The sequence below is a fragment of the Paenibacillus glycanilyticus genome (genome assembly GCF_051200795.1).
Lineage (GTDB): Bacteria > Bacillota > Bacilli > Paenibacillales > Paenibacillaceae > Pristimantibacillus > Pristimantibacillus glycanilyticus.
Window position 1 is genome coordinate 6,429,380 of sequence record NZ_CP195155.1, and the last position, 12,762, is coordinate 6,442,141.

Consider the following 12,762-nt stretch of genomic DNA (forward strand, 5'->3'; position numbering starts at 1 on the left):
CCAATGTTACGTTGCGGTGGTCACCGGTTGATCCACGGGAGTCCGCTTCACCAGCGCATGCTTCTCCCACGCCCGGCTCAGCCAGCGGAAGAACATCGCAAAGGCCCGCAGCCATTCATCGGCCGCAATCGCAAGCCAGATACCGGGAAGACCCATATCAAGCTGGAACACGAAGAAGTAACCAAGCGGCAGGCTCATGCCGACCATCGACACCGTACCCGCCCATAACGGGAACTTCGCATCGCCGGAAGCGCGAAGCGAGTTCACGAGAATAATGTTGATTGTTCGGCCCGTCTCCAGAATCACGCTGTAGAGGAGAACGTTCGCTCCCAGCCGGATTATTTCCGGATCGTTCGTGAACATGGTCATCAATTGCTCGCGGAAAATCATCACCACCGCAATCATCACCGCGGTTGATGCGGAAGCCCAGCCCGTGCTGTACCATACCCGGTAATAAGCATCGGTCTGCCGGCCCGCGCCGATCATCCGGCCTACGATAATCGATGTGCCTAATCCAATCGAGAAGGCCATTAAATAAATGAACTGCGAGACATTCGCCGCGTACTGACGGGCGGCAAGCGATTCTTCGCCTAAGAAGGTCGCATAATACAGGAAGACCATCTGGCATCCTTGATACATAACCTGTTCAAGAGCGGACGGAATGCCGATTTTTAATATTTTACCAATATACGACTTGGATAATGTGAAATAATAACGGATCTTTACGCGAACTTCCATAATGCGATACAGCATCCAGAAGAAAACGACCAGCGCCAGCGCCCGACTGATGACCGTTGAAACCGCCGCACCGTGAACGCCCATCTGCGGGAATCCGAAATGCCCGAAAATAAGCGCGTAGTTGCCGATCAAATGGACGATATTCATGCCGAGCGATACGAACATTGCTTCCTTCGTGAAGCCATGCACCCGGATAATCGCCGACACGGAGTTAATTAACGCCTGCAGAAAAATAAACCCGCCTACGAAGGACAGATAAGACTTGGCATGCTCCAGCACTTCGCCGTGCAGGTTGAGGCTTTGCAGGATCAGCCCATTAAAGATAACAAACACGATGCTGAGCAAGAGGCCGACAATCAGGTTCAGCGTAATGCTAAGCGCCGAAATTTTGGCGGCTTCCTTCATCTGCCTCGATCCGATATATTGCGCAACAACGATCGAAGCGCCGTTGCCGATAACCTCGAGCACAAGCAAAGCAATAAACAGATACTGATTGGAGGCGCCCACGCCCGATACCGCATTATCCGAGATTGCGCTCAGCATAAAGGTATCGGCAAGCCCCATCAGCATAAATAACAATAATTCCAGAAATATCGGCCATGTCAGAAATAAGAGATTAAACTCCTTCGATGGCTTCCCCGCCTGTGCGGCCGTCATGATGACACCTCTTCTTAAGTCAAATTCTTCTACGGCAGCTGCTTCAGCACCATTACGGCCGCACCGGCCGCAACAGCTTCTTCCTTAAGCAAACCTTTCGAGAACAACGGCTTATATTGCGGGTAATAATACGTATGGCTTCTTGCTACCTCCACCGCCGTCTCAAACACGCATTCATGCGCATTAAGAAGCGCTCCCCCCAGAATGACCTTCTCCGGATGCAGCACGTTTATCAAATTCGCTAGTCCGATTCCGAGATAAGCAGCAGCCTGCTTAAATTTCTCCTGCACCATTATATCACCGGCCGATAAGGCATGGAGCAGTTTTTCGAAACTCCAAATTTCGCCGTTCCCGCCATCGCTGCCGCTGCCACGGACTTCCCGGCTATGCGTCAGTGCTCCCGCCATGGCTAGTTCGCGCACTTCGTTCTCGATAGCATGAACCGACACAAAGGACTCCAGCGACCCGTTAATCGCGCTGCCAGGCTGCGAGAGGTCGCCGGCCTGGATAATCATCCGGCCAATCGCCCCTTCCATATCGGTTGCTCCGTATACCAGCTGGCCGTTCGACATAACCGCCGAGCGGAGACCGGCGCCCACATGTACATACAGCATATGCTGATAGTACTCGCTTCTCAGCGCCCAATGCTCTCCCACAAGCGCCGTATTCGCGCCGTTATCGAGCAGAACCGGGAACCCTAGCCGTTCCTCGAGCAGCTCGCAGATCGGCAGGTTATGCCAGCCCTGGGCAGGAAAATAAACGGGATCCAGAATAAGACCCCGTTCACGGTCAAGTGGACCTACCGCTCCAACGCCCATTCCGATAATGCTGGAAGGCTGCAGGCCATGCTCATGCAAGAACCGGTGGACGGCCTCCTGCACCCTGGTCAGAAATACGTCCGGCGTCATGCTCTCATCCATCTTCCAACGTATGGCCGACATCCGGTTCATATGCATGTCGTATAGACCAATGGAGGAGTAGATCCGTGAGATCTCGAGTCCAAACAAATAGCCGTAGGTTGGATTCGTCTCGTAGAGAATGGGTCTTCTCCCGCCGGTAGAGCTGCCGCGCCCATGCTCGCGCAGCTTGTTTCCTTCAATCAACTCATCCAGCAGCCGCGTCATGGAGCTGCTTGGCATCGAGAATTCCTTGATCAGCTCAGCGCGCGATACGACGCCTCGCTGAGCAATGTAGGTATAGACCAGATTGGCCGGTGTCTTGGTAATGGACATAGGACTCCTTCATCTACCCGAATGTGTGTTTTCAATAAGATTACAACGGTTTTTCAATACCGTCCATCCGGTGGCGCTGACGGAACTCCGACGGCGTCTCCCCGTACTTCTTGCGGAATAGCTGCGAGAAGTGGCGCATGTCCTGATAGCCGATCCGCTCGGCCACATCGGCAAGCTTCAGCTTGGGATTCAGCAGCATCTGCTTGGCCTGCTCCAGCCGCAGCCCGATAACATATTCCTTAAAACCCGCACCCGTCTTCTGCTTGAACAGCTGGCTGAAGTATACCGGATTCAAGTAGACGATCGCCGCGACCTTCTCAAGCGATAGATCGGCGTGATAATGAGTTCGGATATATTGCAGGGCAACCTCGATGGATTGGTCGCTTCCGCTTGCGTAATGCTCATACACCTGCGTTGACGATGCCTGCCTCATCCGCTGCACTTCTCCCGGTACGGTATCGATATCTTCAATCCTGTCGGTATGCATGATCTGGAACGGCACGCGCAAATACTTGATCAGATGCGTGCGCAGCTCTTCCAGCAGACTTGTAATTGTTCCGCCCTCCGGAAGCGTTACAAGGCCAAGAAGGCTCTTACTGTCGTAAATCGTGACAAACCCTTGACCATGCTTCTCGATCAGCTCGCCCAGCACGTTCTCGATCATGAAATGCTCGAGCTGAACAACCTTGTCGCTCTCCATCTTGACCATAATCAGATTGAAATGCGGATGGCTGTCCATAAACGGAGTCATATCGAAGCGTCCGATATCAAGCCCTTGGGCCCAGCGTTGAAAAACAGCCTCCCGCAAATAGTTGCGGTTCAGCTTCAGCAGCTCGGCTTCCTCCGTCTGCTCCCGCTCTTGCTCGATCTCCCCGCTGATTTTCTCGATCATCTCGGCCAGCATTTCCTTGCCGATCGGCTTGAGCAGATAGTCCTTCGCTCCAAGGCGTACGGCCTCCTGGGCATAGCTGAATTCCGAATAGGCCGAGATGACAACCCATCTCACCCGCGGATACATGCTGCGAGTCAAATTCATCAGCTCCAGACCGGTCATGCCCGGCATTAAAATATCCGTTAGCACGATATCAATATGATGCTTGCGAAGCTGGGTAACCGCTTCTTCCGCGTTGACGGCCAGATAGGTGCTGTATGCCGGAAACCGGTTGTTTAATGTCCGCTGGATGCCTTCCCTTATAACGTTCTCGTCATCCACGATTAATATGTTCATCGCCCGTTTTACCTCCTATAGCAGGCAGTGGTATTGCGATAATTACCGTTGTCCCTTTTCCTACTTCACTTGTAATCCGCATGCCATAAGGCTCACCGTACATCAGAACAATACGGCGGTGAACATTTGGCAAGCCAATCCCTCTTCTTCCTTTACCTTCCGGCAAAGGATAGTTTCGGTTAAGGCCCGAATGCTGCAGCATCGTCTGCAGCTCTTTCAAGGCACCCTCTTCTATTCCTACTCCATTATCTTCAATGACAATCCGCAGCTCGTTAGCTTCTTCATCCGCCACAGCGGACACCCGCAGAAGCCCGGGCCGGTCAAGCGGCTCAAGACCGCTCTTCACCGCATTTTCAATAACAGGCTGAATCGTCATCTTTGGAACGATCGCACCGAGCCACCTATTGTCCACCTGAATCTCCGTGCTAACACGGCCTATAAGGCGGTTCTCAATAATTGTCATGTAATGGCGCATTTGCTCAAGCTCCTGGCCAAGCGTTGTCTTCGAAGCTTCTTCCCAGTCGCTGCTGTATCGAAACATATGGGACAATGATAAAATAACGCGGCCAAGCCGATCATTCTCGCGTTCGTCCAGCATCCAATAAATCATATCCAGCGTATTGTACAGGAAATGCGGATTAACCTGGGATTGGAGTGCCTGCAGCTCCGCGTTTTTTTCGCTTATGGAGGAAAGCGTTATGCGTTCAATAAGTTCATCCATTCGCTGCACCATCCGGTTGAAGGAGGAGACCAGACTGTTGATCTCCTCGAATGATTTGACGTCCACCGAGCCTCTGAAATTACCAAGCTCCACCTGCTTCATCTCTCTGATCAAGAGCTTCAGCGGAGAGGATATATTCCGCGAGATCAAGGTTGCCAGCATAATCGACAACAAGATGACCGCGATAATGACGGCAAGCAGATATAATCTAGTCTGCACCAATTCTTCGCTAATGTCTGCCTTCGGTGTCAGACCAAATACCGTCCAATCCGCTACAGCTGTTTTGGCAGCAACCATTAATTGATTGGTCTTATTATCAACCACGATCTCATTACCCTTAGGTCTAGGCAACCCGTTAAAAGAAGGTACCGCCTGCGGCTCGCCAGCTGGCTCCATCGACAGATCATCCTGATTTTTATCCGTGGATGCGATTACGCCATTGTTCTTATCAACGATAAATACCCGGCTGTTTGGGCTGATCGATGCGTTAGACAAGGCCGATAGAATCGGATTTGGATCGGACTCGATCAAGACAATGCCAACCGGCTTATAATTATTAAGATCAAACAGCTGGCGTCCGAATACAAATACAGGCTCTGGCAGCATGCTGTTAATAACCGAGCCTTTCATTAAGCCAAGCCATACCATTTCGCCTTTTGAATTTTTAAGCTTGCTGTACCAATCTGCAGACGTATAATCCTGATTGACTAGACCGGCAAACCGCCGTTCATAGTTGTACAGCTTTCCGCCATTGGTCATAACATGGATGCCTACAATATCATCTCGCGAAAAGTATGCGGCTCCAATAATATTCGTAATCGCCCGTTCATTCATGACACTGACGCTTATATTCTTCTCTTTGTCTGCTTCCTTAAGAAGTCTGGTCAATTCATAGTTACTGTTCAGCGATTTGGTCACGCTGTCATATCCTTCAAGAAGCAAATCAAATAACCCCACCGTTTGGGAAACGTTCTTCTCCGCGAGATCACTGATTTTTGAATGAATAATCTGGGCTGTCTTTTGATAATAGAGGAAGCTGACCAAGATGAGCAGCGTCATCATCGATGAAAACAGCAATAAAAACAACCGATTCTGTATAGAGTGCATTCCATGATAACGAGCCAACTTTGGATCCTCCTAAAAGAATAATGCTCATTCCCTCATTGTAACACATGACGAAACGGTTACGCTGACCTTTGGCAGCGCAACCGTTTCGTATAGTAAAATTACAATTTCCTAAAATTCAAAAAAGCGGGGAAGGGAATTAACCCTTCACCGCGCCTGCTACCATACCTTTTGTAATCTTATCTGCGAGCAAGAAGTAAATAATGATGACCGGCAGCGCCCCGAGAACGAGGAATGCGCCAATCGCTCCGTAGTTAACCGAATACTGGCTGACGAAGCTGTATACCCCGAACGGCAACGTTTTGAGACGTTCGGTCGAAATAAAGGTTGCGGCCAGGATGTATTCGTTCCAGATGTTGATAAAGGTCAGAATACATACCGTCATCATCGGCGGAACCGATACCGGCAAGATAATGCTCCAGAATATCCGGAACACGCCTGCTCCGTCCACGATTGCCGATTCTTCAATTTCATTAGGAATCGACTTCATGAATCCGCTTAGAATAAATACGGCAATTGGCGTTTGGAATGCGATGTAAGGCAGAATAAGCGACCAATGCGTATTCAGGATATGAATGTTTTTGAAGATGATCATCAGCGGCAAGAGTGTTGCCTGCATCGGAATCATCATCCCGATCAGGAAGAGCACCATAACGGCTTGGCCGTATTTCCACTTGAAGCGGCTTATGGCAAACGATACTAGCGAGCTGAGGAACAATACGCCAACCATTGTAATCAAGGTAACCTTCAAGCTGTTAAGCAAATATTTAACGTAATTGCCCGACTCCATCGCAGCAGTATAGTTGCCCCACTGTAGAGCATGCGGCAGAGCAAAGAATTGGCCGGACAAAATTTCTTCGTTAGTCTTTAACGAATAGATAGCCAGCCACAAGAGCGGATACAATTGGGTGACTATCAGAGCTGACAGAAGAATCCACATCAATATTTTCCCGATCGAAAATTTTCTTTGCGGCTTTATTCTTGGCAGCGCTGCTGTAGTTGTACTTTGGCTCATAGTCGTATCCCTCCTTCGTTACGTGTATTTCCGTTCCAGACGGTTGAATCCATAGTTGATGACCACTGTTGCTACAAGACAGACTACAACCAGAATGGCTGCAATGGCACTTCCGTATCCGTATTTCATCGACAGGATTGACATTCTGTACATATGCGTCGCGATAACGTCCGTTGCGTTACCCGGACCGCCGCCTGTCATAACCATAATCATGTCGAACGATTGCAGCGAGCCGATAAAGGCAAGAACAATCGAAATCTTGAAGATCGGAACGTTCATTGGCAAAGTAATATACCAGTCAGCCTTCAAGCCTTCAGCGCCGTCAATCTTGGCGGCTTCATAAATATCCGACGGAATGTTCTGGATACCCGTGAACTGAATGAGAGTGTGATAACCAAGGTATTGCCACAAAGCTACGAAGTACAAGCTGTACATCGCGATATCTGGATCCGTCAACCACTGCTGGGACCAGCTGTGCAGGCCTACCCAGTCAAGCACCTGGTTAAGCATGCCGCCCATGGACGCAGGGTTGTAGATAGTTTTCCAAAGTTGTCCGATAATAACAACCGACAAAATTACCGGCATAAAATAACTGGATACAAGGAAATTCGGCTTCTTAACGAAGCGGCTAAGTAAGATTGCGACAAACAGAGCAATAGGAATTTCTAGCATGGAAAATACAGCAAACATCAGGGTATGGCGTACAGCCGGCCAAAATACGGCGTCATGGAATAACAATTTGTTGAAGTTGTCCAGACCGATGAATTTTGATGCTCCGATCCCGTTCCATTCAAGCGTACTCGTATACAGGGAAACGATGATTGGGACAAAAACCAGACAGACATAGAGTAACAAGCACGGCAGCACGAACAGCGCTATCGTCAACTTCGAAACCTTCAGTACGTTCATCTCGTGTGCCCTCCTATCTTTTAGCTATTTTTTTAACATCCGTACAAAAGGGGTTCCTGGGAGAGAACCCCTTATTGCACGGTGTGCAGCTTTTTTTGTATTTTATCTGTTGTTCAAAGCTTATTTATTGCTTTCGAAAGCCGTTTGATGCTCTTTTGCAACTTCAGCCGAATCTTTCTTCTGAACGAAGATGTTTTGGATAGAAGTCAAGTGGCCTTGGGAAGTACCAGGGTTCATTGTGTTATCGAACGAGAGGTCGCCGCCTTTAACATCTTTGAACAGGTCCAGTACGCTGATCGCCATGTCGGAGTAGCCAGCAGCTTTGAAGTCGCCGTCAACTTTTTGAGCAAGACCTACAGCGCCTTTAACCGCAAACGCTTCTTTAGGGAAGTTCAGCATGAAGTAGTTCAGGAAATCTTTTGTTTCTTGCAGGTGTTTGCTGTCTGCAGAGATCGCGAATGCGGAACCTGGAGCAAGCATGAATTGGTTAGGGTCGCCTTTGCCGTTAACCGTAGGGAATTTGAATACGCCTACTTTATCCTTCAGAGCTTCGGAAGTTTCGATACCGCCAGTTGCCCACGAACCCATGTAGTACATTGCAGCTTTACCCGTTTTGAAAATGTTCTCGCCAGCGTTATAGTCGAACGATGTAACGCCTTCTTGGAACGCTCCTGCTTGAATCAGGTTTTGCATAGCGTCTACAGCTTCAACGAATGCCGGATCTTCGAATGTTTTCTTGCCAGCTACAACATCAGACAGGAAGCCAGGGCCGCCGTTTGTGCGAAGCAGGATGTTCATGAACAGGAACGAACCCGTCCAAGTATCTTTTTCACCGATTGCCATTGGCTGGATGCCTTTAGCTTTCAGGGTTTTAACGTCCGCGATCATTTCTTCGAATGTTGTTGGCGGGTTAGCGATGCCAGCTTGTTGGAACAGATCTTTGTTGTAGTAAACTACGCCGATGTTGTTGCCGTCCGGCAAGGCGTACAAGTTATTGTCGAATGTATAGAAGTCAAGAACGCCGTCTTGGAATGTATCCTTCAGGCCGTTTTGCTCAACCATATCGTTCAGCGGTGCAAAAAGTTTTGCATCAACGTACGGCTGCATTTGAGCTGCCGGGTTAACGATTGTGATGTCCGGCACTTCATGCGAAGCTGCTTGCGTTTTCAGCTTTTGTTTTTGTTGGTCTGTATTCAAGGAGTCCAGCTCGATCTTCACGTTTGGATGATCAGTTTCGTATTGTTTTACGATCTTTTTCATCATTCCGTTTTTAGGATCCGTTGGATCTGGGTAAATGTTCTGGAAAGTAATCGTAACTTTCTCGTTGCTTGCCGGCTTCTCTGTAGCCGCGTTAGTTGCTCCCGCATTGTTGGAAGCGCCGGAGTTGGCATTTTTATCGCCGTTATTGTTATTCGAGCCGCATGCTGTCAAGCTGATTGCCAAGGAACCTGCAAGTACAAGACCAAGAACGCTCTTCATATTCATTTTAGCCATTTGTTTATCCCCCTTGTTTGTGATGCTTTTATTATCTTGAAAACTGCAAGCCCTTACAATGCGTGAACTTAGGATATCAGGTAGGTTTTCTTTAGGTCTTGAGATTCCCCACCCAAGGTGAAACGACTTATCCCTGTTTAACAGGGGGCGAGTTTCATTCCGGTGAATTCTAAGCAAACAAATAAAAATTTAAATTTATTAGCTCTTAGAATTTTGAAAAAGCCCACTCGAATAATGTCGAACCTTACTGAACCATGCGGTTATTATTTGTTCTTTCCTGCCCCGAAATCCCTTCCGGAACGGATTGCCAGGTTATGAGCTGACAAAAAAAAGCTGCATCCCGGGTCCGATTGACCGAAGGATGCAGCTCTTTTATTGGGAAATTCGATTGTTTTATGCCGCCGTCGCCGTAATTTTGTATTGCTTCTTATGCTTGCTCCAGCTGAACTTCATGCCTTTCATCTTGCAATACTCCTTTAGCGGAATCATCACGCCATTGGGTCCTTTGTAGGGCTGCTCCTTAAAAGCGGCATTCTGGCCGTCCATATGGACCATAACCGGGGCATTGTCCAAATCCAGCGCCTTCAGCTTCTCCATAAGCTGTTTGGCTGACTCCCCTTCCCTCGCGCCGTTCACGCGGAAGCCGTTTGTCTGTCCGCGTCCGTTGATCCCTTCTTTGACCGTAAAGGACAACGAAATGCCTACTTCCTTCAAAATATCCAGTACTTCTGCATTATAAGCCCCGTAAGGAAAAGCGATAATGCCCTTTGTATTGCCAAGCTCCGCTTTCAAGTGCTGCTCCGCTTTCTCGAGATCCGTCTTCACGCGGGTATGATATTCCTCATCCGTCTCGACGCGCTGCTCTTTCTTCAAATATTGATGGCGGGTCAGAACCGGCTTCGTCAAGCCGTCGGCGCGCATAACGCCGTATTTGTGGCTGTCATAAGTATGGTTATAGAAGGACATGCCGGACTTTTGCATCTCGCGCATCTGGGTCCAGGTCATTTTCGGACGGCCGACCTGCTTCGGTTTGTCCGCATTGTCCGCACCGGAGACAATCACGAAGTTAACCGCCGGGTAGTTGTGCTGTTTCAGCACCGGGAAAGCCTTCGTATAGAAGCTCTCATACCCGTCGTCAAAGGTCAGCAGTACCGCATTATCCGGCACATTGCCTTTATTCGCGATAAAATCCGCATATTGATCGATGGAAATGACATGGAATCCGTCTGCCTTCAGCAGTTCCATCTGCTCCTTGAACAAATCAAGCGAAATAGCCGACTCGGCCTCCGCGTTATTGGTTTTCTTCGCCGTTTTATCCGATATATCATGATACATGAGTACGGCAACCTTGTCCGAATAGTAAATGCCGTTCGTTCCCGGATTCTCCAGGGTCCATTCCAGCTTGGATTTAAAGGTTGACTCCAGGAATGCGGCCGGCACCATCGGCTCGCCGTCAACCAGATCCACGGCAGGCGGCTGCTTGAGCTTCTCGCCGTTGACATAAAAGCTGACCGATTGATTGCTTTCCGGCACGGAACAAGCAACGGCTAGGAGCCCTAAACATATGAGCAGCAGAGTAACATTGGTCCAAAGAGCTACACGAGCACGAATCATTCACTTACTTCCCCCTAAATAATCAATCCATTTCATAGTTTTACAAATACTGGACATCATTAGACAAAAAAAATATCCGCGATCTAATACAACTATTAAACGCAGTATACGGCTGGAATGTTGCTCCATTATGATAATTTTTTAATGTACAATTCATTATATAGGGAGGGGAATGAAATGAAAATCGCTATTTTCGGGGCAACAGGCCGTGTCGGGCGTATGGTTACGACTCTTGCGCTTCGCGACGGTCATACGGTGAAAGCTCTCGTGCGTACGCCGGATAAATTAAAGGAGCTGGCGGACAGCTCGCCCGGACTGAAACTCGTGGAAGGGAATGCGGCTTCCGCCGAGGACGTCGGCGAAGCCGTATCCGGGACGGATGCCGTCATCAGCGCATTAAGCACCGACGGCGGTTCTCTCTTATCGGACAGCTTCCCGCTTATTCTCGAAGCCATGAACCGGCTTGAGATTAGACGGATTGTCGCCATTGGCACGGCTGGAGTACTGGATAGCCGGACTGAACCGGGCTTGCTGCGGTATCAATCGAGCGAATCAAGAAGAACGCTCACCCGTGCCGCTGAGGAGCATCATGCGGTGCTGCGGCTATTGGAGGAATCCGGGCTCGATTGGACGCTGGTCTGCCCGACTTATTTGCCCGACGGTCCGGCCGAGGGAGGTTATCGCGTAGAGCGCGGCTGCCTTCCGGAGAATGGAGCCCGAATTACGACAGGCGATACCGCCGAATTCGCCTATGCCCAGCTGTTCAGCGAGCAATACATAAGGACGAAGGCGGGTATTGCCTATTAGAAGAAAAAGCCGGGCTTTTGCGTTTTAATGCGCAAAGCCCGGCTTTTTCTCAAGTTGGCGAATTACTTGCTAAGCAACGCCTGGATCTCGGAGTCGATTCGCTCCGGCGTCACGTTTGGTCCAAACCGCTTTACAACCTTGCCTTCCTTGTTTACCAGGAACTTCGTAAAGTTCCATTTGATGCGCTTCGAACCAAGAATGCCGCGCGCGTCCTTTTTCAGCTTTTGGAACAGGGGATGCGCAGTGTCGCCGTTAACGTCAATTCTTGCGTACAGCGGGAAGTTCACGCCAAAGTTCAGCTCGCAGGACTGCGCAATCTCCGCGTTATTCTCAAGCTCCTGATTCATAAACTGGCTGCTCGGGAAGCCTAATACGGCAAAGCCCTTCTCTTTGTACGTGTCATGGAGCTTCTGCAATCCTTTGAATTGCGGAGCGAATCCGCATTTGGTCGCCGTATTCACGATCAACAGTACTTGGCCTTTGTACGGGGCCAGCGTTTGCTTCTCGCCTTTGATCGTGTTTACTTCAATATTGTATAAAGACATTTGTGATACAGCTCCTTTTAAAATGAATTGTTATTGATTAAATTGTATGCAATTTATATAGCACTGTCAAATACCGATTTTTTCTTTTTTGACACGTTTCAGAGGCGGTGCTACAATACAGTCACCCAATTAATTTGCATACAATTTATATAGAGAAGATTAAATCAATAAAGGGGCTGCTGCCATTATGGACACCAACGAACTGCTGAAGCTGGAAAATCAGCTGTGCTTTGCTTTTTATTCATGCTCGAGAGAAATTACGAAGCTGTACCGTCCTTTACTCGCCGAGCTTGGTCTTACTTATACCCAGTACATTACGATGCTTGCCTTGTGGGAGCAGGACAATGTATCCGTGAAGGAGCTTGGTTCCAAGCTCCTTCTCGATTCCGGAACGCTCACGCCGCTGCTTAAGAAGCTGGAATCCATGGGGCTTCTGACAAGGGCGCGGGATAAATCCGATGAACGGCATTTGGTCGTCCGCCTAACCGAGCAAGGTCAGGCGCTTAAGGATAAAGCCTCTTGCGTGCCCCTGCGGCTATTTGAAGGTACGACGGTTATGCCGGAAGAGATCTTCGCGCTGCGAAATCAGGTGCAGACGCTGATGAGCAAGATTAACGACGCAACCTAATAGGAGAAGGCTTTCTGTTAAAACAGGAAGCCTTCTCCTTTTTTGTTAT

At 49.1% G+C, this 12,762-nt stretch carries 11 protein-coding genes; 2 read left to right on the forward strand and 9 right to left on the reverse strand.

Features of this window, described 5'->3' with window-relative positions:
- Positions 1-6: 6 nt before the first annotated feature.
- From ACR9FF_RS29010 to ACR9FF_RS29045, 8 genes are all read right to left on the reverse strand, one after another.
- Positions 7-1,395: an MATE family efflux transporter gene (locus tag ACR9FF_RS29010; RefSeq protein WP_435167459.1), complete on the reverse strand. Its 1,389-nt coding sequence runs from the start codon at positions 1,393-1,395 to the stop codon at positions 7-9.
- 29 nt (positions 1,396-1,424) lie between these two features.
- Positions 1,425-2,627: an ROK family protein gene (locus ACR9FF_RS29015; RefSeq protein WP_127496182.1), complete on the reverse strand. Its 1,203-nt coding sequence runs from the start codon at positions 2,625-2,627 to the stop codon at positions 1,425-1,427.
- 40 nt (positions 2,628-2,667) lie between these two features.
- Positions 2,668-3,855: a response regulator gene (locus ACR9FF_RS29020; RefSeq protein ID WP_127496183.1), complete on the reverse strand. Its 1,188-nt coding sequence runs from the start codon at positions 3,853-3,855 to the stop codon at positions 2,668-2,670.
- Positions 3,833-5,683: a cache domain-containing sensor histidine kinase gene (locus ACR9FF_RS29025; RefSeq protein ID WP_164775519.1), complete on the reverse strand. Its 1,851-nt coding sequence runs from the start codon at positions 5,681-5,683 to the stop codon at positions 3,833-3,835. The genes ACR9FF_RS29020 and ACR9FF_RS29025 overlap by 23 nt, the downstream gene beginning before the upstream one ends.
- Before the next feature lie 157 nt (positions 5,684-5,840).
- A complete protein-coding gene (locus ACR9FF_RS29030) occupies positions 5,841-6,641 on the reverse strand; it encodes a carbohydrate ABC transporter permease (protein ID WP_373312721.1) in 801 nt (266 codons plus the stop codon).
- A gap of 93 nt (positions 6,642-6,734) precedes the next feature.
- The gene (locus ACR9FF_RS29035; protein ID WP_127496186.1) at positions 6,735-7,625 is read right to left on the reverse strand and encodes a carbohydrate ABC transporter permease; all 891 of its coding nucleotides are present in this window, start codon (positions 7,623-7,625) and stop codon (positions 6,735-6,737) included.
- Positions 7,626-7,745: 120 nt separating this feature from the next.
- The gene (locus ACR9FF_RS29040; RefSeq protein ID WP_127496187.1) at positions 7,746-9,119 is read right to left on the reverse strand and encodes an extracellular solute-binding protein; all 1,374 of its coding nucleotides are present in this window, start codon (positions 9,117-9,119) and stop codon (positions 7,746-7,748) included.
- Between the two features lie 393 nt (positions 9,120-9,512).
- Positions 9,513-10,733: a polysaccharide deacetylase family protein gene (locus ACR9FF_RS29045; RefSeq protein WP_435167465.1), complete on the reverse strand. Its 1,221-nt coding sequence runs from the start codon at positions 10,731-10,733 to the stop codon at positions 9,513-9,515.
- A 177-nt stretch (positions 10,734-10,910) separates the two neighbouring features.
- On the opposite strand from ACR9FF_RS29045, the gene ACR9FF_RS29050 reads away from it, so the two are divergent.
- The gene (locus ACR9FF_RS29050) at positions 10,911-11,540 is read left to right on the forward strand and encodes an NAD(P)-dependent oxidoreductase (protein WP_435167468.1); all 630 of its coding nucleotides are present in this window, start codon (positions 10,911-10,913) and stop codon (positions 11,538-11,540) included.
- Between the two features lie 62 nt (positions 11,541-11,602).
- On the opposite strand, the gene ACR9FF_RS29055 is transcribed toward ACR9FF_RS29050, so the two are convergent.
- Complete coding sequence (locus ACR9FF_RS29055) at positions 11,603-12,085, reverse strand: glutathione peroxidase (protein ID WP_127496190.1); 483 nt, start codon at positions 12,083-12,085, stop codon at positions 11,603-11,605.
- Between the two features lie 187 nt (positions 12,086-12,272).
- On the opposite strand from ACR9FF_RS29055, the gene ACR9FF_RS29060 reads away from it, so the two are divergent.
- Positions 12,273-12,713 (forward strand): MarR family winged helix-turn-helix transcriptional regulator, encoded by a 441-nt coding sequence (locus ACR9FF_RS29060; protein WP_127496191.1) that lies wholly within the window; start codon positions 12,273-12,275, stop codon positions 12,711-12,713.
- The last annotated feature ends 49 nt before the right edge of the window (positions 12,714-12,762 follow it).